25 protein-coding genes and 1 rRNA gene are annotated in these 25,419 nt (G+C 70.7%); 19 read left to right on the plus strand and 7 right to left on the minus strand.

Features of this window, described 5'->3' with window-relative positions:
• Positions 1–3 precede the first annotated feature (3 nt).
• From rrf to recN, 7 genes are all read left to right on the plus strand, one after another.
• Positions 4–120 (plus strand): 5S ribosomal RNA (gene rrf, locus AAEX60_RS05580).
• 107 nt (positions 121–227) lie between these two features.
• Entirely contained in the window at positions 228–1,832 is a 1,605-nt protein-coding gene (locus AAEX60_RS05585) for a hypothetical protein (protein WP_342101778.1), read from the plus strand.
• A complete protein-coding gene (locus tag AAEX60_RS05590) occupies positions 1,829–2,833 on the plus strand; it encodes an HAD-IIA family hydrolase (RefSeq protein WP_342101779.1) in 1,005 nt (334 codons plus the stop codon). The genes AAEX60_RS05585 and AAEX60_RS05590 overlap by 4 nt, the downstream gene beginning before the upstream one ends.
• A gap of 13 nt (positions 2,834–2,846) precedes the next feature.
• On the plus strand, positions 2,847–3,104 hold the full coding sequence (locus tag AAEX60_RS05595) for a hypothetical protein (protein WP_342101780.1): 258 nt from the start codon (positions 2,847–2,849) through the stop codon (positions 3,102–3,104).
• Complete coding sequence (locus AAEX60_RS05600) at positions 3,097–3,843, plus strand: TlyA family RNA methyltransferase (protein WP_342101781.1); 747 nt, start codon at positions 3,097–3,099, stop codon at positions 3,841–3,843. Before AAEX60_RS05595 ends, AAEX60_RS05600 begins: the two co-directional genes overlap by 8 nt.
• Positions 3,844–3,928: 85 nt before the next feature.
• The gene (locus AAEX60_RS05605) at positions 3,929–4,804 is read left to right on the plus strand and encodes an NAD kinase (protein ID WP_342101881.1); all 876 of its coding nucleotides are present in this window, start codon (positions 3,929–3,931) and stop codon (positions 4,802–4,804) included.
• Entirely contained in the window at positions 4,804–6,507 is a 1,704-nt protein-coding gene (gene recN / locus AAEX60_RS05610; protein WP_342101782.1) for a DNA repair protein RecN, read from the plus strand. Before AAEX60_RS05605 ends, recN begins: the two co-directional genes overlap by 1 nt.
• Here recN and AAEX60_RS05615 read toward each other — a convergent pair.
• The 6 genes from AAEX60_RS05615 to AAEX60_RS05640 form a co-directional block, all read right to left on the minus strand.
• Positions 6,498–7,310 carry an ABC transporter ATP-binding protein gene (locus tag AAEX60_RS05615; protein WP_342101784.1) on the minus strand — a complete coding sequence of 271 codons (813 nt, stop codon included), beginning with the start codon at positions 7,308–7,310 and terminating at the stop codon, positions 6,498–6,500. The two genes, recN and AAEX60_RS05615, sit on opposite strands and share 10 nt — an antisense overlap.
• The gene (locus tag AAEX60_RS05620) at positions 7,307–8,305 is read right to left on the minus strand and encodes an iron chelate uptake ABC transporter family permease subunit (RefSeq protein ID WP_342101785.1); all 999 of its coding nucleotides are present in this window, start codon (positions 8,303–8,305) and stop codon (positions 7,307–7,309) included. The genes AAEX60_RS05615 and AAEX60_RS05620 overlap by 4 nt, the downstream gene beginning before the upstream one ends.
• Positions 8,302–9,294 (minus strand): FecCD family ABC transporter permease, encoded by a 993-nt coding sequence (locus tag AAEX60_RS05625; RefSeq protein ID WP_342101786.1) that lies wholly within the window; start codon positions 9,292–9,294, stop codon positions 8,302–8,304. The genes AAEX60_RS05620 and AAEX60_RS05625 overlap by 4 nt, the downstream gene beginning before the upstream one ends.
• Positions 9,291–10,331, minus strand: a complete 1,041-nt coding sequence (locus AAEX60_RS05630; RefSeq protein WP_342101787.1) for an iron-siderophore ABC transporter substrate-binding protein — start codon at positions 10,329–10,331, stop codon at positions 9,291–9,293. Before AAEX60_RS05630 ends, AAEX60_RS05625 begins: the two co-directional genes overlap by 4 nt.
• A gap of 89 nt (positions 10,332–10,420) precedes the next feature.
• Complete coding sequence (locus AAEX60_RS05635) at positions 10,421–11,302, minus strand: siderophore-interacting protein (RefSeq protein WP_342101788.1); 882 nt, start codon at positions 11,300–11,302, stop codon at positions 10,421–10,423.
• An 85-nt stretch (positions 11,303–11,387) separates the two neighbouring features.
• Positions 11,388–12,425: an ATP-dependent DNA ligase gene (locus tag AAEX60_RS05640; RefSeq protein WP_342101789.1), complete on the minus strand. Its 1,038-nt coding sequence runs from the start codon at positions 12,423–12,425 to the stop codon at positions 11,388–11,390.
• Between the two features lie 92 nt (positions 12,426–12,517).
• On the opposite strand from AAEX60_RS05640, the gene AAEX60_RS05645 reads away from it, so the two are divergent.
• From AAEX60_RS05645 to pflA, 6 genes are all read left to right on the plus strand, one after another.
• The gene (locus tag AAEX60_RS05645) at positions 12,518–14,155 is read left to right on the plus strand and encodes a CTP synthase (protein WP_342101792.1); all 1,638 of its coding nucleotides are present in this window, start codon (positions 12,518–12,520) and stop codon (positions 14,153–14,155) included.
• On the plus strand, positions 14,152–14,823 hold the full coding sequence (locus AAEX60_RS05650; RefSeq protein ID WP_342101793.1) for an NUDIX hydrolase: 672 nt from the start codon (positions 14,152–14,154) through the stop codon (positions 14,821–14,823). Before AAEX60_RS05645 ends, AAEX60_RS05650 begins: the two co-directional genes overlap by 4 nt.
• On the plus strand, positions 14,816–15,772 hold the full coding sequence (gene xerD, locus AAEX60_RS05655) for a site-specific tyrosine recombinase XerD (protein ID WP_446721274.1): 957 nt from the start codon (positions 14,816–14,818) through the stop codon (positions 15,770–15,772). The genes AAEX60_RS05650 and xerD overlap by 8 nt, the downstream gene beginning before the upstream one ends.
• 350 nt (positions 15,773–16,122) lie before the next feature.
• Positions 16,123–18,222 carry a pyruvate formate lyase family protein gene (locus AAEX60_RS05660; RefSeq protein ID WP_342101795.1) on the plus strand — a complete coding sequence of 700 codons (2,100 nt, stop codon included), beginning with the start codon at positions 16,123–16,125 and terminating at the stop codon, positions 18,220–18,222.
• Positions 18,223–18,245: 23 nt separating this feature from the next.
• Entirely contained in the window at positions 18,246–18,497 is a 252-nt protein-coding gene (gene grcA2, locus AAEX60_RS05665) for an autonomous glycyl radical cofactor GrcA2 (RefSeq protein WP_446721275.1), read from the plus strand.
• Positions 18,497–19,375: a pyruvate formate-lyase-activating protein gene (pflA, locus tag AAEX60_RS05670; protein WP_342101796.1), complete on the plus strand. Its 879-nt coding sequence runs from the start codon at positions 18,497–18,499 to the stop codon at positions 19,373–19,375. The genes grcA2 and pflA overlap by 1 nt, the downstream gene beginning before the upstream one ends.
• 243 nt (positions 19,376–19,618) lie before the next feature.
• Here pflA and AAEX60_RS05675 read toward each other — a convergent pair whose 3' ends face one another.
• Positions 19,619–19,831 (minus strand): hypothetical protein, encoded by a 213-nt coding sequence (locus tag AAEX60_RS05675; RefSeq protein WP_342101797.1) that lies wholly within the window; start codon positions 19,829–19,831, stop codon positions 19,619–19,621.
• 303 nt (positions 19,832–20,134) lie between these two features.
• Between AAEX60_RS05675 and AAEX60_RS05680 the strand changes: the two genes are divergently transcribed.
• From AAEX60_RS05680 to AAEX60_RS05705, 6 genes are read left to right on the plus strand one after another with little or no spacing between them, the layout of a single operon-like run.
• A complete protein-coding gene (locus tag AAEX60_RS05680) occupies positions 20,135–21,103 on the plus strand; it encodes a ParA family protein (RefSeq protein WP_446721276.1) in 969 nt (322 codons plus the stop codon).
• A complete protein-coding gene (locus AAEX60_RS05685) occupies positions 21,088–21,453 on the plus strand; it encodes a hypothetical protein (RefSeq protein WP_342101798.1) in 366 nt (121 codons plus the stop codon). Before AAEX60_RS05680 ends, AAEX60_RS05685 begins: the two co-directional genes overlap by 16 nt.
• 1 nt (position 21,454) lies before the next feature.
• Positions 21,455–22,318, plus strand: a complete 864-nt coding sequence (locus AAEX60_RS05690) for a segregation and condensation protein A (RefSeq protein ID WP_342101799.1) — start codon at positions 21,455–21,457, stop codon at positions 22,316–22,318.
• On the plus strand, positions 22,315–23,088 hold the full coding sequence (gene scpB, locus AAEX60_RS05695; protein ID WP_342101801.1) for an SMC-Scp complex subunit ScpB: 774 nt from the start codon (positions 22,315–22,317) through the stop codon (positions 23,086–23,088). Before AAEX60_RS05690 ends, scpB begins: the two co-directional genes overlap by 4 nt.
• A complete protein-coding gene (locus AAEX60_RS05700; protein ID WP_342101802.1) occupies positions 23,081–23,926 on the plus strand; it encodes a pseudouridine synthase in 846 nt (281 codons plus the stop codon). The genes scpB and AAEX60_RS05700 overlap by 8 nt, the downstream gene beginning before the upstream one ends.
• Positions 23,923–25,410 (plus strand): proteasome accessory factor PafA2 family protein, encoded by a 1,488-nt coding sequence (locus tag AAEX60_RS05705; RefSeq protein ID WP_342101803.1) that lies wholly within the window; start codon positions 23,923–23,925, stop codon positions 25,408–25,410. The genes AAEX60_RS05700 and AAEX60_RS05705 overlap by 4 nt, the downstream gene beginning before the upstream one ends.
• Positions 25,411–25,419: the final 9 nt, after the last annotated feature.

Consider the following 25,419-nt stretch of genomic DNA (forward strand, 5'->3'; position numbering starts at 1 on the left):
TGTTTCGGTGGTCATGTCAAAAGGGAAACACCCGGTCCCATTCCGAACCCGGAAGTTAAGCCTTTTAGAGCCGATGGTACTGCAGGGGGGACCCTGTGGGAGACTAGGACACCGCCGGACTTACAAATACCCCTGGAGGGATCATTAATTTGATGCCTCCAGGGGTATTTTCATGTTCTGGAACGGAAACGATCGCACGTGTTGTGCCCGTGCGGCAGGATGGACTCATGGCTGACTACCCAAGCAACAACTCCCGCGACGACCGTCGTCGTGATGACGGCCCACGCCGCGATGACCGCGGGCCGGGCAATGACCGCCCCTCCCGTGAGGGCCGGGGCTACCGCGGGGAGGACCGTCGGGACAATCGCTCCGGCGGATACTCGGGGCGGCCCAGCCAGGACCGTGGTGGCTACCGCGGCCGCGGGGACGACGAGGGACGCCGGTACCAGAGCAGCGGATGGACCGGTCGGAGTGAGGGCCGGGACCAGGAACGCGGCTACCGCCGAGACGATGATCGTCCTCGCTCCGAGCGGGGCCGTGGCTATGGTCGGGATGACGAGCGTCCCCGCGGTGGGGAGCGGGGCTACCGCGGTGAGGGTGAGCGGTCCGAGCGTGGTGGTGAGCGGGGCTACTCCCGTCGCCCGGAGCAGGGCCGTGGCTATGGTCGCGATGACGAGCGTCCCCGCGGTGGGGAGCGGGGCTACCGCGGTGAGGGCGAGCGGTCCGAACGCGGCGGTGAGCGGGGCTACTCCCGTCGCCCCGAGCAGGGCCGTGGCTATGGTCGCGATGACGAGCGTCCCCGCGGCGGTGAGCGTGGCTATCGTCGCGAAGACGACCGACCCCGCGGTGACGAGCGGGGGCGGGGCTACGGCCGCGACGACCGGCGCGGTGGATCGGGCCGGGGCGAGGTGCGTCGGGACTTCCGGGAGGACCGTCCCCGCCGTGACGAGGAGAACTTCGTTCGGCCCGGACTCGCGGCCCGCGCCGACGAGCCGCCGACCCCGGAGGACGTCGACGAGAAGGAACTGCCCTTCGGGGTGCGGGCCGAGCTGAAGGGCCTGCCCAAGGACCTGGGGCAGATCGTGGCCGCTCACCTGGTGGCCGCCGGTCAGCTGATCGACGAGGACCCGGAGCTCGCCTACCGGCACGCGGAGGCCGCCCGTCGTCGGGCCGCCCGGCTGCCCGTGGTGCGGGAGGCCACGGCCGAGACTGCCTACGCGGCAGGGGAGTACGCCGTCGCGCTGAACGAGTACCGCGCGCTGCGTCGGATGACGGGCGGGGCCGAGTACCTGCCCGTGATGGCCGATTGCGAGCGCGCCCTGGGGCGGGCCGAGGCGGCCCTCAAACTGGCCAAGGAAGCGGCCGAGCAGCGCCTGGACGCCACCCAGCGGGTGGAGATGCTGCTGGTGGAGGCCGGTGCCCGGGATGACTTGGGCCAGCGGCCCGAGGCCCTGCGCCTGCTCAAGAATGCGATCGGCAACAAGGCGGTCAGCCCGCAGGGTCAGGCGCGGCTGCGGTATGCCTACGCCGACCTGCTGGAACGCAGCGACCAGCCCGAGGCGGCCAAACAGTGGTTCGCCTCCGCCGCCAAGTATGACGCCGAAGGGCTGCTGGACACCGAGGACCGGCTGAACCAGCTGGACGGCTTCGTGCTCGAATTCGACGAATCCGAGGACGACGAGGAGGACGAGGGCGCTGTGGAACCGGTGGCCGAGGCTCCGAAGGATGCCGAGGACGGTGAGGACGAGGGCGCTCGGGAGGCGGCGGCCGAGGCCCCGCAGGACGACGAGGACGGCACCCGGGAATCCCACGAACGGGCGGAGCAGGAATGAGCGATCGGACTGGCCAGATGGTGGTGGACCGATACGAGGCGGCGCTGTTTGATCTGGACGGCGTGGTCTACCTGGGCCCCGCCCCGGTGGCAGGGGCTCCTGAGGGAATCCAGCAGCTCAAGGAACACGGCACCCGGCTGGGTTATGTCACCAACAACGCCGCCCGCAAGCCGCAGGTGGTGGTTGACCAACTCACCGCACTGGGCGTCCCGGCGGAGATCTCCGACGTGGTGACCAGTGCTCAGGCCGGTGCCCGGATGTTGGCGGAGGAGCTGGCGCCAGGCAGCAACGTGCTGGTGGTGGGAACCCAGGCGCTGGCCGACGAGGTGGCCGCCGTCGGGATGCGGCCGGTGTGGACCTCGAACGAGGAACCCGCGGCCGTGATCCAGGGCTACGACCCGCAGATGACCTGGCCACGGCTGGACGACGCCTGCCTGGCGGTGCAGCGCGGTGCCCGGTGGTTCGCCACCAACACCGACTCCACCCGCCCCACCGACAAGGGCCTGGTGCCCGGCGCGGGTGCCCAGATCGCGGCCGTGCAGGCGACGGTGAAGGTCACCCCGCAGGTGGCGGGCAAGCCCTGTCCGCCACTGTTGCTGGAGACCATGCGCAGGATCGGCACCGAGCGGGCGATCTTCGTCGGGGACCGGCTGGACACCGACGTGATGGGCGCGGTGGCGGTGCAGATGGACTCGCTGTTCGTGTTCACCGGGGCGCACGGCAAGCATGACCTGCTGTCCGCCGACGAAGACTCGCGACCCAGCCACATTGGCTACGACCTGCGGGCGCTGCTGGCACCGGCGCGGGAGGCCGTCGTGGATCAGGACTCCTGCACCGTGAACGGGCAGACCGCCACCTGGTCCGACGACACGGTCACCCTGGCCGCGGTGCCGGCCGAGCGGGAGCAGCAACTCGATGCCCTGTGGGCGGTGCTGCAGCTGGTCTGGAGCCATCCCGGGGCGGCGGCGCCCGTCGTCGACGAGCTCACCCTGCTGCCCTGAGCGGGGAACGACCATGACCGAACAGGACGCCGAGAACCCCCGTTTGCCGGACCCGCCACGGACCGGAAATGCGGTGATCGACCAGGCGTTGGCCGAGCTGGTGGGGCTCCAGGAGAGCGACGTCGCCGGGCACCACGACCGGTTGGCTGCCGCGCAGGATGTGCTGACCGGGGTGCTGGAGACCAGCCGCAATGCCGTACAGACCCCGATCCCCGGGGTGCTGCGGCCCCGCCCGTCCCAGGACGATCCGGGAGCACGTCGCCATGGCTGACGGGGTGCGGCTGGACGTTGCCATGGTGGAGCGCGGCCTGGCCCGCAGCCGCAGCCTGGCCCGCAAGCTGGTGGAGGACGGCCTGGTGCAGGTGGCCGGCAAGCCCGCCGGCAAGGCCTCCCAGATGGTGCCCGCCGATGCCGAGATCACCATGACCGAACACGTCCAGTGGGCCTCCCGGGCCGCCTTCAAGCTGCTCGGGGCACTGGACTCGCTGGGCTGGGAGCGGGTACCGGAACGGGTGCTGGACGCCGGTGCCAGCACCGGCGGCTTCACCGAGGTGCTGCTGAGCCGCGGGGCGCTGCAGGTCTATGCCGTCGATGTTGGCCACGGGCAGCTGGTGGATGGGCTGCGGACCGATCCCCGGGTGGTGGTCCGCGAAGGCCTCAACCTGCGTGACCTGAGCGTGGCCGACCTGGGCAACCGCCCGGTGGACCTGGTGGTCTGCGACGTCTCCTTCATCAGCCTGAAACTCCTGCTGGAGCCGCTGTTCGGGGCCCTTGCCCCTGCTGGCCGGGCGCTGTTGATGGTCAAGCCACAGTTCGAGGTGGGGCGCAAGAACCTGACGTCGACGGGTGTGGTGCGCGACGAGCAGTTGCGGCTGGCCGCCGTCGACGACGTGGTGGCGCACGCCGCGGACCTGGGCTGGCGGGCAGTCTGGCGGGAGCCGAGCCAGCTGCCGGGACCGGCCGGCAACATCGAGTACTTCGTGTTGTTCGAGCGCTCGCAGGGTGACTGAGGCGCCAGAACTGTCGGCGGGGCCAGCTAGGGTGATTTCCGTGAGTGAGCAGCTAAGGACAACGCACGGGCGCCGGGTGGCCGTGATGCTGCATCCCCACCGGGCCGAGGCGCTGGACGCCGCCGTCGACTTCGTGGTGCAGCTGGCCAACCGGGGGATCGGCACCGTGGTGCTGCCCGACTGCCGGGACCGGATGGTGCCCGCGCTGGCCGGCCGCGCGGAACTGGACGTGCTGGGCGACGAGGACCCGCAGGTGGAGCTGGTGGTGATCTTCGGCGGCGACGGGTCCATCCTGCGCGGCGCCGAGATCGCCCTGCCCTGGGGTGTTCCGCTGCTGGGCGTCAACCTGGGCCACGTCGGCTTCCTGGCCGAGCTGGAGGCCTCCGAGACGGCGCAGCTGGTGGACCAGGTGGTGGCCCGCAGCTACCAGGTGGAGCGCCGGCTCACGCTGTCCGTCGAGGTCTTCGACGCCCACGGAAAACTGCGGTGGAGCAATTTCGCCGTCAACGAGGTCTCGGTGGAGAAGATCGCCCGGGAGCGGATGATCGAGGTGCTGGCGATGGTGGACGACCGTCCGCTGTCCCGCTGGGGCTGCGACGGGGTGCTGGTGTGTACCCCCACCGGCTCCACCGCCTACGCGTTCTCCGCCGGTGGCCCGGTGATGTGGCCCGACGTGGAGGCAATCGAGCTGGTGCCATTGAGTGCCCACGCCCTGTACGCCCGGCCGTCGGTGCTCAGCCCCAAGTCCCGGGTGGACCTGGTGGTCAGCCTGGAGCGGCAGGTGCCGGCCGTGGTCTGGGCCGATGGCGCCCGCACCACCGACGCCGCACCGGGCAGCCGGATCAGCCTGCGCCGCGGGGACCATGACCTGCTGATCGCCCGGCTGGCACCGCAACCCTTCACCACCCGTCTGGTGAAGAAGTTCGAGCTGCCCGTCGAGGGATTCCGGGGCCGTCGCTGATGCTCACCGAGCTGCGGATCGAAGGGCTCGGGGTGATCGCGGAGACCGGGATCGAGTTCCATCCCGGGATGACCGCGGTCACCGGCGAGACCGGCGCGGGCAAGACGATGGTGGTCTCCAGCCTGGGCCTGCTGATGGGTGCCCGGGCCGATTCGGGCGTGGTGCGGCACGGGGCCCGACGGGCCCTGGTGGAGGGCCGCTTCACCGGCGTCGCGTCGGTAACCGAACGGGTAGAGTCCGCGGGCGGCCTGGTGGAGGACGGCGAACTGCTGTTGGCCCGGCAGGTGAGCAGCGCCGGGCGATCCCGCGCCTTCGTCGGCGGGGCGCAGAGCTCGGTGGGCGCGCTGGCGGAGATCAGCGGGGAGCTGGCCACCATCCACGGCCAGTCCGAGCAGATCCGGCTGGGCACCCCGGAACGGCAACGGGAGGTGCTGGACCGCTTCTGCGGATCGCGGCATGCGGCCGCGCTGCGGACCTACCGGGCCGACTTCGAGCGGCGCGGCCGGCTGGCCACCGAGCTGGCTGAGCTGGAGACCCGGGCCCGGGAACGCGCCCGGGAGCAGGACCTGCTGCGCTTCGGGCTGGACGAGATTGCCGCGGTGGAGCCGCAGCCCGGGGAGGACGAGGCGTTGGCGGCGGAGGCCAACCGCTTGCAGGCCGTCGACGACCTGCGCCAGCTGGCCGAGACCGCCTCGGCAGCCCTGAGTGGATCGGTGGACGGCTACGACGACGCCCCCGGTGTGGTCGGGCTGTTCGGACAGGCCCGCAAGGCGATGGAGCAGGCCGAGACGCTGGACCCGGCCGCCGCCGAGGTGGCCCGGCAGATGCGCGAGGCCGGTTTCCAGCTGAACGAGGCCGCCGCCCAGGTGGCCGGCTATCTTGCCGACCTGGATGCCGACCCGCTGCGGCTGGAGGCGATCGCCGAGCGCCGGGCCGCGCTGGCCGGCCTGCAGCGCAAGTACGGCGAGACCATCGACGACGTGCTGGAGTGGTCACGCACGTCGGCGGCCCGGCTGACCGACCTGCTCGGCTCCGACGACCGGATCGAGGAATTGCGGGCCGAGATCGGCCGGCTGGACGATTCCCTGGCCCAGCAGGCGTCGGCCCTGACCCAGACCCGCACCGACGCCGCCGAACGGCTGGCGACGGCGGTGCAGTCCGAGTTGGCCGCGCTTGCCATGCCGCATGCCCGGCTGGGCTTCGAGCTCCGTCCGACGCCGGAGCTGACCCCGCACGGTGCGGAGCAGGTGCAGCTCACCTTCGCCGCCAACCCGGGCCTGCCCGCCGCGCCGCTGGGCAAGGTGGCCTCCGGCGGTGAGCTCTCCCGGGTGCGGCTGGCGCTGGAGGTGGTGCTGGTGGACGCCGACGCGGGGGAGGCTCCCGGGGCGCACACCTGCGTCTTCGACGAGGTGGATGCCGGCGTCGGTGGCGCGGTGGCGGTGGAGATCGGCCGACGGCTGGCGATGCTGGCCCGCCACTGCCAGGTGATCGTGGTCACCCACCTGGCGCAGGTGGCGGCCTTCGCCGACGCGCACCACGTGGTCAGCAAGTCCACCAATGGCGAGGTCACGGTCAGTGACCTGCGCCAGGTCACCGGCGACGAGCGGCTGGCCGAGCTCGCCCGGATGATGGGCGGGATCTCCTCCTCGGAGTCCTCCCTGGCCCACGCCCGGGAATTGCTGGAAGCGGCCGGTCAGGACTGAGGCAGTGCGTCGCGACGCTCGTGCCGCGAGCGTGGGGCCACCACGGGGCCGCGGGGATCGTCCAGGTCCACCCGGCAGCTGATGCCGTAGACGTCGGCCACATGCTGTTCGGTGACCACCTCGGGTGGACGCCCGTCGGCCACCAATCGTCCCTGCTTCATCAGCAGCAGGTGACCGGCATAGGCGACGGCCTGCGGCAGGTCGTGCAGCACCGCCACCACGGTGCGGCCGTGGTCCACCAGATCGGCGCAGACGTCCAGCAGCTGGTACTGGGCGGCCAGGTCCAGGTAGGTGGTGGGCTCGTCCAGCAACACGATCGGGGTGTCCTGAGCCAGCACCATGGCCAGCCACACCCGCTGGCGCTGGCCACCGGACAGCTCGGAGACCCGGCGCTGCAGCAGGTGGCCGACGCCGGCCCGCTCCACCGCCCGGTCGATGGCCTCCTGGTCCCCGGCGGCGCTGGTGCGCAGCAGCGAGTGGTAGGGGTGGCGGCCGCGGGCCACCAGCTCGGTCACCGTCAGCCCGGGTGGGGCGACGGTCTGCTGGGGCAGCAGGCTGACGGTGCGGGCCAGCTCCCGTCGCGGATAGTCGCCCACCGGCCGGCCCTGGACGGCGATGCTGCCCTCGTCAGCCGGCCGGAGCTGGCACAGCGCCCGCAGCAGGGTGGACTTGCCGCAACCATTGGGGCCGATCACGGCGGTGAAACTGCCCGCCGGGATGGTCGCGGACACGGAGTCGACGGCGACGTGGCTGCCGAAGCGCACCGTGACGTCGCGGACGGAGATGGCCGGTGCGCCGCTCACAGCGCCCCCTTTCGGAATTGCGAGATCAGCAGGACGCCCAGGAAGATGCCGCCCAGCAGGGCGGTGACCACCCCCACCGGCAGGCCGTCCAGGACGGGCCAGTGGGCGACGGCCAGGTCCGCCAGGCAGACCTCCAGGGCGCCGACCAGCGCGGCGGTGCCCATGGCGGGCCGTCCGGTCAACCACCGGGCCAGGTGCGGCGCGGTCAGGGCGACGAAGGTGACCGGCCCGGCCACCGCCACGGCGGCGGCGGTCAGCGCAATCCCCAGGCCCAGCGACAGGGCCCGGGTCATTCCGGGCCGCGACCCCAGCCCGTGCGCGGCCTCGTCGCCCAGGGCCACCAGCTCCAGGTCGGTGCGCAGCGCCAGCGCCGCCAGGCAACCGGGCAGCAGCACCGCCCAGACCAGCGCGGCATCCTGCCAGGAGCGGGAGTTGAGCGATCCGGTCAGAGCGGAGGCCAGCGCCATCGCCTCCGCCTGCCGGGACCAGACCAGCACCAGCTGGGTGAGGGCCGTGGCACCAGCGGCGACGCCGATCCCGGCGACGATCACCGCCCCCGGGTTACGGAAGCCGGTGGTGGTCACCCAGCCCACCAGTGCCCCGGCCAGCAGCGCGCCGCCCAGCGACCCGGGCAGCACCGGTAGGTGCCAGAAGGTGGCCAGGGCGGTGCCCGCCCCGGCCGCGGCGGTGATCCCGATCACGTCGGGGGTGACCAGCGGGTTGGCGGTGGCGCGTTGGAACAGCGCGCCGGCCAGCCCGAGGGCCGCCCCGGTGCCCAGCCCGGTCATCAACCGCGGGCCGCGCAGCCGGCGCAGCGCGAAGCCACCGCCACCGTCGAGCAGCTCCAACAGGGCCCGCGGCTGGCGGGCCAGCGGGATCCCGAGCTTGCCGACGGCCAGGGTGAGGGCGCAGCCGGCCAGCAGCGCCGCCAGCAGGCCGAGGATGGCCAGCGGGCGTCGGACTGAGCGGGGCCGGGGAAAGGGGAGGGTACTCACAGCGCACCCCGCGCCCGGCGCACGACGGTGAGCAGCAGCGGCGCCCCGATCAGTGCCGTCACCACTCCCACCGGTACCTCGCTGGGCCGGGCCACCAGCCGCCCGGCCACATCGGCCAGCAGCAGCACCACCGGGCCGAGCACGGCACAGACCGCCAGCAGCACCCGGGCGCTGGACCCGGCCACGGACCGGGCCAGGTGGGGGACGGCCAGCCCGACGAAGGCGATCGGGCCTGTGACGGCGGTGGCGGCGGAGGTGAGCAGCGCCACCGCCAGGAAGGTCAGGCCACGCACCAACCCCGGGCGCTGGCCCAGGGCGGTGGCGGCATCATCGCCGAGCGCCAGGGCGTCCAGCCCGCGGGAGGTGCCGGCCAGCAGCAGGGCACCGATGGCCGCGGTGACCAGCACCGGCCAGGTCAGCGCGGCCCCGGCCGACAAGGAACCCGCCGACCAGAAACGCAGCGCGTCGAAGGCCCGCTGGTCCCGCAGGGCCAGCGCCTGGGCGAAGGCCATCGCGCACGCGGTGACCACCGCGCCGGCCAGCAGCAGCCGGGTGCTGTCCGGGCCGCGGCCCAGGCTGCCCAGCCCGAGCACCGCCACCGTCGCCAGCAGGGCGCCCAGGAAGGCGCCGCCCACCAGACCCAGCGGGGACAGGGCGGCCGACGTGGTCACCAGCACGATCCCGGCGGCCGCGCCGCTGGTCAGGCCCAGCACGCCCGGGTCGCCCAGCGGATTGCGGGTGGCCACCTGCACGGCGGCGCCGCTGCTGGCCAGGGCGGAGCCGGCCAACAGCCCGCACAGGGTGCGCGGCACCCGGCTGGCCAGCACGGTGCGGGTGTACTCGTCGCCCTGACCGCGCAGCGCCGGCCACAGCTCGGTGGCCGGGATGGACTTGCTGCCCAGCGCCAGGCTGACCAGCACCGCGGCCGCGAGGGCGGCCGGCAGGGCGAGGGGCAGCGCGGCGCCCGGGGCGCTCGGGCGTCGGGTCACGCGTCGATCTTCTTGACCGCGGCGTCGATCAGCGGGGTCATCTTGGGCAGCACCCACGGCACGGTCAGCGGGTTGATCATGCTCATGGCGGTGACCAGCTGCTGGTCCTCCGGGGCCACCACGGAGCCGCGCTTGATGGCGGGGATCTTGGCATACAGCGGCTGGGCCAGCACCTGCTTCTTGGTGGCGGCGTCCAGGTACCAGGTGAAGACCAGCTGGCTCCGGGAGAGCTTGTCCGCATTCTCCAGCCCGATCAGGGCCCAGTCGGAGCCGTCCTTGGCCTTGATGTCGGCCAGGGCCGGGTCGGGGGTCAGGCCCAGGGCGCTGATCATCGCGACCCGCTGCTCCGTGGGCAGGTACACACCGAGCGTGCCCTGGCCCTGGGTGTAGATGTAGCTGAAGGTCTTGCCCTTCCAGTCCGGGTGCTCGGCACCGGCGTCGGCCAGGGTCTTCTTCAGCCCGTCGACGATCTTTCGGCCCTCGTCGGGCTTGCCCAGCGCCTTGGCGACGGTGGTGATCTCCGCATCCCAGGTGGTGGTCCAGGCGGTCTTCTCGTAGGCGACGACGGGGCAGATCTCGGCCAGCAGGTCGTACTGCTTCTGGGTCAAGCCGCTCCACGGGGCCAGCACCAGGTCCGGCTCCAGGGTGGCGATGGTCTCCACATCGAGTTGCTCGCCGCCCTCGAAGGTCTTGGGCAGCTCCTTGCCGTCCTTCTCGTAGGCCTCGCGCACCCACGGCAGGTGACCGTCCTTGTCGGCGCCCCAGGTGTAGGTCTCGGTACCGACGGGGAAGGTGCCCAGCGCGATTGCGGCCTCGGTGGCGCCCTGTCCGATGGTGACGATCTTGGTCGGGGCCTGCTTGATGGTGGCGGTGCCCAGCGCGTGCTTGATGCTCACCGGGAAGCTGCCCTCGGCGGCGGCGCCGGAGCCGCTGGCCGACGAGGCCGGGGTGGACTCCTGGGAGCCGCAGCCGGCCAGGGTGGCCAGGCCGGCGGCTCCGGCCAGCCCGATCAGGGAGCGACGGGTCAGGTGGGTCATGGGTTCTCCATATCGACGTGTTGGTGGTGGGGAAGTGGTTTCTGATCGTGGAAATCGCCGGGTCGGCCACTGGTGTTCGGCGTCGGTGGTCAGCACTCCGGCCGGCCGGCGCGCCAGTAGCCCATGAAGGAGATGCACTGGCGGGGGCAGCCGCGGGCCTGCACCAGGTGGCGACGAATCCGGGTGATCGCCCCGGTCTCCCCAGCCAGCCAGGCATAGTGCGGGGTGTCGGCATCCGGCTGGGCCTCATCCCAGACCGGGGCGTCCGGATCCGGTTCGTCGGCCGCGGTCTGACGGGTGGGCAGGGGACAGTCCGGCGGCCAGGGCAGCGCCGCCAGTTCGGCCTCCAAGCGGCTGCCAGGCTCGGCCCCGTCGCAGGGCAGGATCCGCAGCTCGATCCCGTCCGGAGCCTGGATCGGGTAGTGGTCCTGGCTGGTGGGCAGCTCCAGCAGCGCGGTGCCGGTGGCATCATCCGGGAGACAGGCCAGGATGTTGGCAATGGCGGGCGCGGCGGTGGCGTCGCCGGCAATCAGCAGTTCCCGGGCGGAGCCGGGCCGCCAGGCGATGCCCACCTCGTCGCTGCCCTCGGCGTCGACGACGGGAACCACCAGCAGCAGGGCGTCGCCGGGCTGCACGGTCTCGATCCAGCGGCCGGCCGGCCCGGTGGTGCCGTGCCGGACCACATCGACGTCCACTTCCCCCAGCTCGGGTCGGACGGCGCGGGCGGTGTAGGTGCGCATCGGTGGACGTTGATCGAGCTGCTGCCAGCGTTGATACCAGTCACCGCCGCGCGGCACGTCGGGCAAGTCATCGCCGGGGTGGCGGGGGAGCAGCAGTTTGATCCGCCGGTCCAGACAGCGAGGATGCACACGGGTGAGCTCCGGGCCGCGGAAGGTCACGCGGCGGATGCTCGGGGTGAGGTCGGTCACCGTGGCGACGGTGGCCGTCAGGGACTCGTAGGGCGTGGACACCCTCCCGAGCCTAGCAACATCAGGTAAGGCTTACCTAATGTTCCGGGTGGTGACGTTCTGGGCCGTCAGCCCTGCAGCACGTCGCTCAGGTCGTAGGCAATCGGGCGCCCACCTGCTCCAACAGGCAGCTCGACGGTTCCCGGTCGGGCCGGAAACGCAGCAAGGTGACGGCGTGCCGGAAGCGGCGCCCCTCCAACTGGTCGAAGGCCACCTCCACCACCAGCTGCGGATCCAGCGGGACGAAGGAGGCTTCGGCGGCGGAGGTGAACCGGCTGCGTTCCTTGCTGGCGGCCTGCACCGCGTCGTCGTCGTCGCGCAGCACCAGCGGCTCCAACTGGTCCACCAGCGCCAGCCGCAGGTCATTGCTGAAGGCGCCGATCCCGCCCACTCCGACCAGTTCGCCGTCGTCGTCCACCATGCCCAGCAGGAGCGATCCCACACCCTGGCCCGACTTGTGCACCCGGTAGCCCAGCACCACGGCCTCGGCGGTGCGCTTGTGCTTCACCTTGAGCATGCTGCGCTTGTTCTGTTCGTAGGGCCCGTCGTTGCGCTTGCAGATCACCCCGTCCAACCCGGCGCCCTCGAACTGCTCGAACCACTGCCGGGCCAGGGATTCGTCGCCGGTGACCCGGGTCAGGTGGACAGCGGGGGAGTCGACGCTCGCGAAGACCTGTTCCAGGCGGGCCCGGCGCTCCCGGTAGCCAAGGGCGGTGAGATCCTCGTCGCCCAGCGCCAGCAGGTCGAAACAGACCAGCTCGGCCGGCGTCTCAGCGCTCAACCGCTGGATCCGGGAGGCCGCCGGATGAATCCGGGCACTGATGGATTCCCAGTCCAACTTCTGCGCGCCCGGCTCACCAATCCGCACCACCAGCTCGCCGTCGAGGATGCACCGTGTGGGCAGACTCTCCCGGACCAGCGCCACCACCTCCGGGAAGTAGCGGGTCAGCGGCTTCCTGGAACGGCTGAGCAGCTCCACCTCGTCGCCATCCCGGCAGACCAGGCAGCGAAAGCCGTCCCACTTGGGCTCATAACTCCAGCCACCGTCGACGGAATCCGCGGCGGGCAGGTCGGCGACGGCCTTGGCCAGCATCGGGGAGATCGGCAGTTCCAGGGGGAGATCCATGCCGGACAGTCTGTCAGGTGCACAGCGATGCCCAGAGCCAGCTGAGAGCAGTGGTCAAGAACACCTCCCGTGCGGGGCTAGGCTGGAATTCCGTGGGTAACAACAATCGGACCAAGCACGTCTTCGTCACCGGGGGCGTTGCCTCCTCGCTCGGCAAGGGCCTGACCGCCTCCAGCCTGGGCAGTCTGCTCGTCGCACGGGGCCTGCGGGTCACCATGCAGAAGCTCGATCCCTACCTGAACGTGGATCCGGGCACCATGAACCCCTTCCAGCACGGCGAGGTCTTCGTCACCGAGGACGGCGCGGAGACCGACCTGGACATCGGCCACTACGAGCGCTTCCTGGACCGCAACCTGTCCGCCGAGGCCAATGTCACCACCGGCAAGGTCTACTCGTCGGTGATCGCCAAGGAACGACGCGGTGACTACCTGGGCGACACCGTGCAGGTGATCCCGCACATCACCAATGAGATCAAGGACGAGATGCTGGCCATGGAGGCCGACGACATCGACGTCGTGATCCATGAGATCGGCGGCACGGTGGGAGACATCGAGTCCCAGCCCTTCCTGGAATCCGCCCGGCAGGTGCGGCACGAGATCGGCCGGGAGAATGTCTTCTTCCTGCACGTCTCCCTGGTGCCCTACATCGGCCCGTCGGGGGAGATGAAGACCAAGCCCACCCAGCACTCCGTCGCGATGCTGCGCCAGGTGGGCATCCAGCCCGACGCCATCGTCTGCCGCGCCGGCCGTCCGCTGGCCGACGGGATCAAGTCCAAGATCGCGCTGATGTGCGACGTTGACACCGACGCCGTGGTGGCCTGCATCGACGCGCCGAGCATCTACGAGATCCCGCGGGTGCTGCACACCGAGGGGCTGGATGCCTACGTCGTGCAGCGGCTGGGCCTGAGCTTCCGCGACGTGGACTGGAAGAGGTGGGATGCTCTGCTGGAGCGGGTGCACCACCCCAAGCAGGAGGTCACGATTGGCCTGGTGGGCAAGTACATCGACCTGCCCGACGCCTACCTGAGCGTCACCGAGGCGCTGCGCGCCGGCGGCTTCGCCAACTGGGCGAAGGTGCAGATCAAGTGGATCGCCAGCGACACCTGCGAGGGTGAGGGCGCCGCGCAGCAGCTGGCCGACGTGGACGGGATCTGCGTCCCCGGTGGCTTCGGGATCCGCGGCGTGGAAGGGAAGCTGGCTGCCATCAAGTACGCCCGGGAGAACGATCTGCCGGTGCTGGGCCTGTGCCTGGGCTTCCAGTGCATGGTGATCGAGGTGGCGCGTGACCTGGCCGGGATTGCCGATGCCGCCTCCAGCGAGTTCGACCCGGACAGCGCCAACCCGGTGATCTGCACCATGGAGGAGCAGAAGTCCATCGTCGACGGCGGGGGAGACCTGGGCGGCTCCATGCGGCTGGGCTCCTACCCGGCCGCGCTGGCCGAGGGGGCCGTGGTGCGCGAGCTCTACGGCACCGGCGAGGTGACCGAACGCCACCGGCACCGCTACGAGGTGAACAATGCCTACCGCGAGCAGCTGGAGGCCGCCGGGCTGGTCTTCAGCGGGGTCTCCCCGGACAACCGGCTGGTGGAGTTCATCGAGCTGCCGGCCGAGGTGCACCCCTATTTCGTCGCCACCCAGGCCCATCCGGAGCTGAAGAGCCGGCCCACCCGGCCGCACCCGCTGTTCGTCGGCTTGATCAAGGCGGCGGTGGAGCGCAAGCTAGCTTCATGACCATGCCCCTGGACCGTCCCGAATCCTGGCCGATCACGGCCCATCGCGTGCTCGGGACGGGCCGGGTGTGCAGCTTCGTCGAGGATGACATCACGCCGCCGTCGGGGGAGCAGTTCACCCGGCAGTACCTGACCCATCCCGGTGCGGTTGCGGTGATGGCGCTGGACGACGAGAACCGGGTGGCCGTGGTGCACCAGTACCGGCATCCCGTCGCCATGAAGCTGGTGGAGCCGCCGGCCGGGCTGCTGGACGCCGACGGGGAGTCCTTCCTGTCCGCGGCCCAGCGGGAACTGGCCGAGGAGGCGCTGCTCCGGGCCGCCGACTGGCGGGTGCTGGTGGACATCTTCACCACCCCCGGCGGCTGCGAGGAGTCCATCCGGATCTACCTGGCCCGTGGGCTGGCCGAGGCCCCGCGGCCCGACGGCTTCGTCGTCGAGGACGAGGAGGCCCACATGGAGATCAGCTGGGTGCCGCTCGAAGAGTTGGTCGACGCGGTCTTCGCGGGGCGGGTGCAATCGCCGTCGATGGTCAGTGGCGCCCTGGCCCTGCAGACCGCGATCCTGGCGGGCCGGCTGGAATCCCTGCGACCGGCCGAGGCCCCGTGGCCCGCCCGCGACGTCTGGGCGGAGCGGGTGGCAGAGCGCACGGCCATGGAGTCTGGTGCCTGACCCGGTGGCCCCGCTCTCCCGCGTCGCCCCGGCCTGGCTGGACCATCTGGCCGTCGAGCGCGGCCTGTCCGGCAACACCTTGGCCGCCTATCGACGGGACCTGCGTCGCTATGCCGACTACCTGGCGCTTCGCCAGATCACCCGCTTCGAGGACATCGCCACCACCGACATCACCGAATTCCAGCGCTGGCTGGCCACCGGCGACGCCGACCGCCCGGCGATGGCCCCGGCCAGCGTGGCCCGGACCATCGTCGCGGTGCGCAACCTGCACCGCTTCGCGCTGACCGACGGGCTGCTGGACCGGGACGTCGCCGCCGAGGTGACGGTGCCGAAGCTGGGCAAGCGGCTGCCCAAGGCACTCAGCGTGGAACAGGTGCAGGCCCTGCTGGAGACGCCGGATCCGGAGACCCCGGAGGGGCTGCGGGACCGCGCGCTGCTGGAGCTGCTCTACGGCACCGGAGCCCGGATCAGTGAGGTCTGTGACCTGGACGTCGACGACCTGACCCGGGCGCTGGCCGATCCCGAGGCCGGGCTCCGCCTGCTGGGCAAGGGAAACAAGCAACGGGTGGTGCCGCTGGGCAGCTTCGCCCGGGAGGCCGTCGACGCCTGGTTGGTGCGCGGCCGCCCCGGCTGGCAGGCCAAGGCCAAGAACCCCGGCCCCGCGCTGCTGCTGAACTCGCTGGGCCGGCGGTTGAGCCGGCAGTCCGCCTACGGCATCCTGCGCGGCACCGCGGAGCGCGCCGGCATTGACGCAGAGGTCAGCCCGCACAGCCTGCGGCACTCCTTCGCCACCCACCTGCTGGACGGCGGCGCCGACGTCCGCGTGGTCCAGGAGTTACTGGGACACGCGTCGGTCACCACGACGCAGATCTACACCATGGTCACCGTCGAGCACCTGCGCGAGGTCTACCTCCAGGCCCATCCCCGGGCGCGGATCAGCGGCAACTGAACGCGCTGCGCGTCACTCGTAGCGGGTCCACATGCGCACGACGTGGACTGTGTGCTCGTCGGACAGGACCTCGTAGACGAGCCGCTGTTGGATGGTGATGCGGCGCGTAGCAGCCGGCAAGGTCACCGACGAGCTTCTCGTAGCGCGGCGGGGTGGCGAAGGGATCCTCGGCGATGGCGTCGAGCAGTGCCTCCGGCCTGGACTTGAGCCCCGAAGCGGCGAGTTTCCTTGCGTCGGCCGCATCGCTATGGGCGACCCCGCCGTCGTTCTTGGTCTGACCACTGGGTATTGTCAGGTGCTGCACGTGGAAAACCGGCCCGCAGGGCCACACATCGAGGAGACCGAGCGAATTGACGACGTCCGCCGAGCACGCACCACTGGTCCAGGACAGCAGCGCCTGGGAAGGCTTCGCCGAGGGGGAGTGGCAGCGCAGCATCGACGTCCGCGACTTCGTCCAGCGCAACTACACCCCCTACGAGGGTGATGCCGCCTTCCTGGCGGGACCCACCGAGAAGACGCTCAAGACCTTTGAGGTGCTGGAGCGGGACTACCTGTCCGTCGAGCGCACCAAGCGCGTCCTCGACGTCGACACCCACACCCCGGCCGACATCGACGCCTTCGCCCCCGGCCACATCTGTGACACCGACGACGTGATCGTCGGCCTGCAGACCGATGCCCCGCTCAAGCGCGCCATGATGCCCAATGGCGGCTGGCGCATGGTCGAGACGGCCATCCGCGAGGCCGGCATGGAGCCCGACGAGCGGGTCAAGGAGATCTTCACCAAGTACCGCAAGACCCACAACGAAGCGGTCTTCGACATCTACACCCCCAACATCCGCGCCGCCCGCAGCGCGCACATCATCACCGGCCTGCCCGACGCCTATGGCCGCGGCCGGATCATCGGCGACTACCGTCGCGTCGCCCTCTACGGCGTCGACGCGCTGATCGCGCAGAAGCAGGCCGACAAGGATGCCGTGGTCGACCGTCCCTTCGACGAGCACTGGGCCCGCTACCGCGAGGAGCACTCCGAGCAGATCAAGGCGCTCAAGAAGCTCAAGGCGATGGCCGCCAGCTACGGGATCGACATCTCCGGCCCCGCCCGCACCGCCCAGGAGGCCGTGCAGTGGACCTACTTCGGCTACCTGGCCAGCATCAAGAGCCAGGACGGCGCCGCGATGAGCTTCGGCCGCCTGTCCGGCTTCTTCGACGTCTACTTCGAGCGCGACCTGGCCAACGGCACCCTCACCGAGGACGGTGCCCAGGAGATCATCGACGCCCTGGTGATCAAGCTGCGCATCGTGCGCTTCCTGCGCACCGAGGACTATGACCAGATCTTCTCCGGCGACCCCTACTGGGCCACTTGGTCCGACGCGGGCCTCGGCGAGGACGGCCGCACCCTGGTCACCAAGACCTCCTTCCGCCTGCTGCAGACCCTGCGGAACCTCGGCCCCGCCCCGGAGCCGAACATCACGATCTTCTGGGACCCGAAGCTGCCGCAGGGCTACAAGGACTTCTGCGCCGCCATCTCCATCGAGACCTCGTCGCTGCAGTACGAGGCCGACGGCCAGATCCGCGACCACTGGGGCGACGACGCCGCCATCGCCTGCTGCGTCTCACCGATGCGCGTCGGCAAGCAGATGCAGTTCTTCGGCGCCCGCGTCAACGCCGGCAAGTCCCTGCTGTACGCCATCAACGGCGGCCGCGACGAGATGACCGGCAAGCAGGTCGTGACCGGTTTCGAGCCCGTGACCGGCGACGGCCCGCTGGACTTCGACGACGTCTGGGCCCGCTACGAGAAGATGCTGGACTGGGTGATCGGCACCTACGTCGAGGCCCTCAACATCATCCACTACTGCCATGACCGCTACGCCTACGAGGCGATGGAGATGGCCCTGCACGACTCCGACATCGTGCGCACCATGGGCTGCGGCATCGCCGGGCTGAGCATCGTCGCGGACTCGCTGAGCGCCATCAAGTACGCGACGGTCACCCCGGTGCGCGACGAGACCGGCCTGGTCATCGACTACATCACCGAGGGCGACTTCCCCGTCTACGGCAATGACGACGACCGTGCCGACGAGATCGCCGCCGTCGTGGTGCACACCATCATGGACAAGATCAAGCAGATCAGGATGTACCGCGACGCGCTGCCCACCCAGAGCGTGCTGACCATCACCTCCAATGTGGTCTATGGCAAGAACACCGGCGCCTTCCCGTCGGGTCACAAGAAGGGCACCCCCTTCGCTCCCGGCGCCAACCCGGAGAACGCCATGGACAGCCACGGCATGCTCGCCTCCATGCTCAGCGTCGGCAAGCTGGACTACGAGGACGCGCTGGACGGGATCAGCCTGACCAACACCATCACCCCCGCCGGACTGGGCCGGGACAAGGCCGAACAGGTGGGCAACCTGGTCGGCATCCTGGACGCCGGCTTCATCCCCACCGCCTGAACCACCCCGAAAGGACCCACATCATGAGCACCAAGACCTTCGACGAGCGCCTCGCCGACATGAATGCCGCTCGGGCCGAGCGCTGCACCCAGCCCGGGCTGTACCACGCCAACATCAATGTCCTGAACCGGGAGACGCTGGAGGACGCGATGGCCAACCCGGAGAAGTACCCCAGCCTGACGGTGCGCGTCTCCGGCTACGCCGTGAACTTCGTCAAGCTGACCAAGGACCAGCAGCGCGACGTCATCTCCCGCACCTTCCACCAGAACGCCTGATGGTCTGGGCCGACGGCATCTCCGGCGAGTACCGGCCCGAGCCGGTCGAGCTGGAGGTGCCGCGGCTGCGCGCCTCCGGCCGGGGTACGGCGGGCATCGACTCGTCGGGGGAGATGACCCACCATGAGCACGTCCAGGCGGTGCGCGAGGGCCGGCTGGGTTCCATGCACTCCTGGGAGCTGGTGACCGGCGTCGACGGCCCAGGCACCCGGATGACGGTCTTCCTGGCCGGCTGCCCGCTGCGCTGCCTGTACTGCCACAACCCGGACACGCTGTTCACCGCCAAGGGTGAACCGGTGCTGCTGGATGACCTGGTGGCCCGGCTGAAGCGCTACCGCGGGATCTTTCGCGCCACCAAGGGCGGGTTGACCGTCTCCGGTGGCGAACCGTTGCAGCAGCCCGCCTTCCTGGCCCGGCTCCTGGCCGAGGCCAAGGCGATGGACATCCACACCTGCATCGACACCTCCGGTTTCCTGGGCGCCAACTGCACCGACGAGATGCTGGGCAACCTGGATCTGGTGCTGCTGGACATCAAGTCCGGGCTGCCCGAAACCTACCGTCGGGTGACCGGCCGCGAACTCCAGCCGACGCTGGACTTCTCCCGCCGCCTTTCCGAGGCAGGCACCGAGATCTGGCTGCGCTTCGTCTGCGTCCCCGGCCTGACCGACGCCGAGGAGAATGTGGCCGCCGTCGCGGAGCACGTCGCGACGCTGGGCACCGTGAGCCGGGTGGAGGTGCTGCCCTTCCACCAGATGGGGCGGGACAAGTGGGCCGGGCTGGGGATGACCTACCAGCTGGGCGACGTGCCCCCGCCGACGCCCGAGAGCCTGGAGCGGGTGCGCGGCCAGTTCCGTGCCCACGGGCTGACCACTTGGTGAGCTGAACCCTGGGGTGCTGATTCAGCCGCCGCGGTGGCTGCCGGTTGCCCGCGCCATCCTGTCCTGGCGCGTGTAACCGACGTCTGGCTCCCGTAGAGTGCCGCGCCAGGTGCTGGTATCGGGCGCCAACGCGTCGTGGTGCGCCAAACCGACAGTCACCTGGACATGCCGTCACCAGGTCCGCGGGCTGTGTACCTGTTCCGGCACCATGCGTCCACGTCCTGGGACCGATCCAACCCTTGGCTAGTCGGAGCGGCGCCGAGGGACCAGCTGGGCGACGGCCCACAGGGCCAGGCCGATCGACATTGCGAACAGCACCCAGCGGGCGGGGCTGAAGTGGGCGCCCTGGGCCAGGTTGATCACGTGGGCCGAGATGGTGAAGGCCATCGCCACCAGGACCAGCCACGTGCTCAGGGCGCTCTCCTTGCGCGGGTGGGAGTTGGCGGATCGGGGCATCGGACCTCCTCGGGTGGCTTGCCGTGCGGTGGGGGCCCAGTATTCATCGTCGCCGGGGGGACCTCAAGCGAACCCACCCTGCAAACGTTGCGCATCATCGCCCGGTGATGGCGCCGTCACCCGCTGGCGTCGGTGGAGGGCCGCGGTCACCAGGGAATGGTGCGCAACTCTCGCAGGGGCGGCCCGCGCCCGGATCCTCTCCCGCGGGAACGGGGGATCCGTCGGACGCACTAGGCTTGGACGGACAGGTTGCGGCCCGCCGCGCCGTCGTTGACAACTGGCACCCAGCAGGAAAGGCACATCGTGGAGCCCAATCCGAGCGATCCGCAGGACGTCCAGCAGGACAGCCGCCCGGCCACCGACCAGGCGCTGTTCGAGGTTCCCGCAGGCCAGGGCAGGAAGCGCAATGACGTGCAGACCCCGGCCGGCGAGGAGGACCCGACCGGCCGGATCTTCCCGGAGCTCCCCGAGCCGACGCCGCCGGCAGGGGGGCAGCGGCGTGCGATTGTGATCAGCAATGTGAACCAGAAGGGTGGCGTGGGCAAGACCACCACCACCATCAACCTGGGTGCCGCGCTGGTGGAGACCGGCCGCCGGGTGCTGCTGGTGGACTTCGACCCGCAGGGGTCGCTGTCGGTGGGGCTGGGGATCAACCCGCACACCCTGGACACCAGCATCTACAACCTGCTGCTCAGCAAGGAATACACCCCGCAGGAGGTGATCCAGACCTCCGTCGTGGAGGGCCTGGACATCCTGCCGTCCAACATCGACCTGTCCGCGGCGGAGGTGCAGCTGGTCAGCGAGGTGGCCCGGGAGCAGACCCTGCTGCGGGTGATCGAGAAGGTGCAGGATGACTACGACGTGATCCTGATCGACTGCGCCCCGTCGCTGGGGCTGCTGACCATCAACGCCCTGACCGCGTCGCACTATGTGCTGATGCCGCTGGAGTGCGAGTTCTTCGCGCTGCGCGGCATCGCCCTGCTGACCGACACCATCAGCAAGGTGCAGGAGCGGCTCAACCCGAAGCTGGAGATCCTGGGCATCCTGGGCACCATGTACGACGGCCGCACCCTGCACTCCCGCGAGGTGCTGGAGCGCGTCGTGGACGCCTTTGGTGAGCAGGTCTTCCACACCGTGATCAAGCGCACCATCAAGTTCCCGGAGACCACCGTCGCCGGGGAGCCGATCACCACCTACGCCTCCAGCTCGCCCGGCGCCGCGGCCTACCGCCAGCTCGCCAAGGAGGTCCTGGCTCGATGCCACGGCGCGTGAGCCTGCCCGGCGCCTCGGAACTCTTCCGCACCACCGGTGGCGTCGAGGTCACCGCGGCGCCCGAACCCGCGCCGACGCCCGCGAAGCCCGCGCCGCAGGCCAAGCCGGTCGCCGCGAAGACGGTCAAGCCGACGGCCTCCGGCCGGGTGCGGCACGACGAGAAGATCACCGTCTACGTCAGCCGCGACGAGCTGATGGCCCTGGAGCAGGCGCGGCTGATGCTGCGCGGCGACTACGGCCTGGCGGTGGACCGCGGGCGGATTGTGCGCGAGTCCATCGCGCTGGCGATGGAGGACCTGGCCGTCCGCGGCCCGGAGAGCGACCTGGCCCGACGGCTGAACGGACACTGAGGTGGCCAGCCAGCAGCCGGCGCTGATCGAGTCCCCCGAGGAGGGGGTTCACAAGGGCTTCCAGGTGGTGCTGGACAATTTCGAGGGCCCCTTCGACCTGCTGCTGCAGCTGATCAGCCGGCACAAGATGGACGTGACGGAGGTCTCCCTGAGCCGGGTGACCGACGAGTTCATCGCCCACGTCAAGGCCGGCGGCGCCGTGTGGGACCTGGAGCAGACCAGCTCCTTCCTGGTGGTGGCCGCCACCCTGCTGGACCTCAAGGCCGCCCGGCTGCTGCCCAAGGGGGAGGTGGAGGACCCGGAGGACCTGGCACTGCTGGAGGCACGGGACCTGTTGTTCGCCCGGCTGCTGCAGTACCGGGCGTTCAAGCTGGTCAGCGCCGCCTTCGCCAGCCGGATGGAGGCCGAGACCCTGCGTTTTGCCCGCCCCGGTGGGCTGGAGCCACGCTTCGCCGGGCTGCTGCCCGAGGTGCAGATCCGGGCCACGCCGCAGCGCCTGGCCGAGATCGCGGCCAGGGCGATGACCCCGCCGGAGGTGGTGCAGGTCAGCCTGGAGCACCTGCACAGCTCCACCGTGACCGTGCGGGAACAGGCGGAGGTGATCGCCGACCGGCTGCGTCGCGCCAGCACCCTGACCTTCCGCGCGCTCACGGGCGACGCGGACAAGATCACCACCGTGGTGCGCTTCCTGGCCCTGCTGGAACTGTTCCGCAACCGGGTGATCAGCTTCGAGCAGCTCACCCCGCTGGGGGAGTTGACCATCCGCTGGACCGGGGACGACGACGAGGAGCTCACCATCAGCGACGAGTTCGACCAGACCGGCGAGGACGAGGACCGCAGCGACGAGACGGGAGACCAGGCATGAGTGATCCGCAGCCGGAACCGGTGGTTGGGCCCGCCGAGGGCACGGCGGGAAGTGGGCCAGCCGGAACGGGGGCGGACTTGCCCGACCGGGAGCTGACCGCCGCCAGTCTGGAGGAGCGGGCCGAGGAGGCGGAGGGCCCCCTGGAGGCCCTGCTGCTGATGGCCGAGGAGCCCGTGCCCGCCGAGACCCTGGCCGAGGCCATCGGGCAGCCGTTGCCGGTGACCGAGCGGGCGCTGGCCAACCTGGTCGAGTTCTATGACCGTAGTCAGCGTGGTTTCGAGCTGCGCAATGTCGGCGGAGGCTGGCGCTACTGGACCCGGGCAGAGCACGCGGAGCTGATCAGCCGCTGGGTGGTCTCCGGCCAGTCCAACAAGCTCTCCCAGGCGGCGCTGGAGACCCTCAGCGTGATTGCCTACCTGCAGCCGATCAGCCGCGCCCGAGTGTCCGCGGTGCGCGGCGTGAACGTCGACGGGGTGGTGCGCACCCTGTTGGCCCGGGGCCTGATCAGCGAGGCCGGGGCGGATGAGCAGACCGGCGCGATGGTCTTCAGCACCACCGACTACTTCCTGGAGCGGATGGGCCTGGCCAGCCTGGACGAGCTGCCCCCGCTGGCCCCGCACCTGCCCGATGCCTCCGCGCTGGAAGAGGAATTGTCGCAACTTGCCGCTACCGTGGAGGTGGACACCGCGTCGGACGACGCGCCGCCGGTGCTCCCCGAGGCCGACGAACCCGTCGCCGTCGACGAACAAGAGATGGACAACCATGACTGAGCACGACGACCGTGAGGTCGACGAGACCACCAACCCTGAAGGCCCCGATACGGTGACCGAGCCCGGCGAGGCCTCCGAACACCCCCAGGCCCCGGAGGAGTCCGAGGGCATCCGGCTGCAGAAGGTGCTGGCGACCGCCGGGCTGGCCTCGCGCCGCGCCGCGGAGATCATGATCGAGAAGGGCCGGGTGGAGGTCAACGGCCGTCTGGTCACCGAGCAGGGAATGCGGGTCCACCCGGACCGCGACACCATTCGCGTCGACGGCATGCGGATCCCGCCGCCCCGCCGCCACGCCTACCTGGTGGTGAACAAGCCCCGCGGCGTCGTGTCCACCATGGAGGACCCGGAGGGCCGCCCCACCCTGGGCGACATCGAGTTCGACAAGAAGAGCTGGCAGGACCTGCGGCTCTTCCACGTCGGCCGGTTGGACGCCGAGACCGAGGGCCTGATCATCCTCACCAATGACGGGGAGTTCGCCCACCGGATGGCCCACCCGAAGTACAAGGTGCCCAAGACCTACCTGGCCGAGGTGGAGGGTTTCCTGGACAACAAGACCATCCGACGGCTGGAGAAGGGCCTGCGGCTGGACGACGGCCCGGTCAAGCCGGACAAGGTGAAGCTGGTGATGCGCTCGGAGAGCCGCTCCCTGGTGGAGATCACGCTGCACGAGGGCCGCAACCGGATCGTGCGCCGGATGATGGACTCCGTCGCCCACCCGGTGCGCAAGCTGAGCCGCACCGCGATCGGCCCGGTCCGCCTGGGCCAGTTGCCGATCGGTGAGGCCCGCGAGTTGACCCGCGACGAGCTGGGCTTCCTGCTGGACGCCGTCAAGATGTGAACCCCACCACGAGACGCGTTCGCGGTCTGGAGACCGAGTACGGCCTCCAGCTGCGGGTACGCCCGGCCGACGCCGCCAACCCCGCCGGGTGGCGGCGTCTGTCCTCCGACGAGGCCGCCCAGCAACTCTTCGCACCCGTGGTCGAGGCCAATGCCGCCAGCAATGTCTATCTGCGCAATGGCGGGCGGCTCTACCTGGACGTCGGTTCCCACCCGGAATACGCGACGGCCGAATGTTCCACCCTGGCCGAGCTGGTGGCCCAGGACCGGGCGGGTGACCTGATCATCGCCCGGCTGGCCGAGCGTACCCGGGAATCGCTGGCCCAGCAGGGATTGCAGGCCCGGATCAGCATCGTCAAGAACAATGTGGATTCCCACGGCAACAGCTACGGCAGCCACGAGAACTTCCAGGTGGCCCGCTCGGGTGATCTGGACCGGCTGGTGGGCGCGCTCACCCCCTTCCTGGTCACCCGGCAGCTGCTGTGCGGTGCCGGCCACTGGGAGCGCGACCGGCTGGGCCGCGGCCGCTTCCGGATCTCCCAGCGGGCCGCGCACATGTGGGACCCGCTGAGCTCGGCCACCACCCATTCCCGGCCGATGATCAACACCCGCGACGAGCCGCACGCCGACGCGGAACGCTTCCGCAGGCTGCACGTGATCGTGGGGGACTCCACCCTCCTGGAACCCACCACGCTGCTCCGGCTGGGCGCCACCGAGCTGGTGCTGCGCGCCATCGAGGCCGGCGGTGCCGCGCGACCCCATTCCCCGGGCGCCCCACCCCGTTCCCCGAGCCTGTCGAGGGGCATCGCGGAACCCGGCCGGATCATCCGTGACGTCGCCGCCGACGTCACCGGCCGCACCCCGGTGACCGACGACGGCGCCGCCGCCCTGCAGATCCAGTGGGACTGGTGGCGGGCGGCCGAGCCCTTCGTCGACGACGAGGAACTGGCCGAGGCCCACCGGCTGTGGGCCAGGGTGCTGTCCGCCGTCGAGGACCGGGCGCTGCACCGGATCGAGACCGAGATTGACTGGGTGGCCAAGCGGCGGCTGCTGCGGGCACAACAGGAGCGGCACGCCATGGCCGACGACGATCCGCGGCTGGCCCAGCTGGACCTGGCTTGGCATGACATCGTGCCCGGGCAGGGGCTGGCCCGGATCGCGGAGAGCCGCGGGCAGGTGGCCCGGTGGCTGGCCGACGGGGCGGCCGAGCGAGCCGTTGACCAGGCGCCGGCCAGCACCCGGGCCGTGCTGCGGGCGGCCTTCGTCGCGGCGGCCCAGCGCCACCAGCGGGACTACACCGTGGACTGGATGACCTACCAGTGCCATGACCTGGACGGCGGCACCGTCGTCGTGTCGGATCCCTTGTGCACCACGGATCCGGCCGTCGACGACGTGATCTCACGGATGGCCAGCGAGCCCCGGCGGCGGGCCTCGGCGACGTTCACCCGGGCCCGGAAGAGCTGGGGTCCTTCGGACCTCGGGTAATCTGCACGG

This window comes from Luteococcus sp. H101 (assembly GCF_038433155.1).
GTDB lineage: Bacteria > Actinomycetota > Actinomycetes > Propionibacteriales > Propionibacteriaceae > Luteococcus.

Excerpts from the sequence above, each read along its gene's own strand:
- AAEX60_RS05585 (WP_342101778.1), top strand. The coding sequence starts at position 228 with ATGGCTGACTACCCAAGCAACAACTCCCGCGACGACCGTCGTCGTGAT.
- AAEX60_RS05590 (WP_342101779.1), top strand. The coding sequence starts at position 1,829 with ATGAGCGATCGGACTGGCCAGATGGTGGTGGACCGATACGAGGCGGCG.
- AAEX60_RS05595 (WP_342101780.1), top strand. The coding sequence starts at position 2,847 with ATGACCGAACAGGACGCCGAGAACCCCCGTTTGCCGGACCCGCCACGG.
- AAEX60_RS05600 (WP_342101781.1), top strand. The coding sequence starts at position 3,097 with ATGGCTGACGGGGTGCGGCTGGACGTTGCCATGGTGGAGCGCGGCCTG.
- AAEX60_RS05605 (WP_342101881.1), top strand. The coding sequence starts at position 3,929 with ATGCTGCATCCCCACCGGGCCGAGGCGCTGGACGCCGCCGTCGACTTC.
- recN (WP_342101782.1), top strand. The coding sequence starts at position 4,804 with ATGCTCACCGAGCTGCGGATCGAAGGGCTCGGGGTGATCGCGGAGACC.
- AAEX60_RS05630 (WP_342101787.1), bottom strand. The coding sequence starts at position 10,331 with ATGACCCACCTGACCCGTCGCTCCCTGATCGGGCTGGCCGGAGCCGCC.
- AAEX60_RS05640 (WP_342101789.1), bottom strand. The coding sequence starts at position 12,425 with ATGGATCTCCCCCTGGAACTGCCGATCTCCCCGATGCTGGCCAAGGCC.
- AAEX60_RS05650 (WP_342101793.1), top strand. The coding sequence starts at position 14,152 with ATGACCATGCCCCTGGACCGTCCCGAATCCTGGCCGATCACGGCCCAT.
- grcA2 (WP_446721275.1), top strand. The coding sequence starts at position 18,246 with ATGAGCACCAAGACCTTCGACGAGCGCCTCGCCGACATGAATGCCGCT.
- pflA (WP_342101796.1), top strand. The coding sequence starts at position 18,497 with ATGGTCTGGGCCGACGGCATCTCCGGCGAGTACCGGCCCGAGCCGGTC.
- AAEX60_RS05675 (WP_342101797.1), bottom strand. The coding sequence starts at position 19,831 with ATGCCCCGATCCGCCAACTCCCACCCGCGCAAGGAGAGCGCCCTGAGC.
- AAEX60_RS05685 (WP_342101798.1), top strand. The coding sequence starts at position 21,088 with ATGCCACGGCGCGTGAGCCTGCCCGGCGCCTCGGAACTCTTCCGCACC.
- scpB (WP_342101801.1), top strand. The coding sequence starts at position 22,315 with ATGAGTGATCCGCAGCCGGAACCGGTGGTTGGGCCCGCCGAGGGCACG.
- AAEX60_RS05700 (WP_342101802.1), top strand. The coding sequence starts at position 23,081 with ATGACTGAGCACGACGACCGTGAGGTCGACGAGACCACCAACCCTGAA.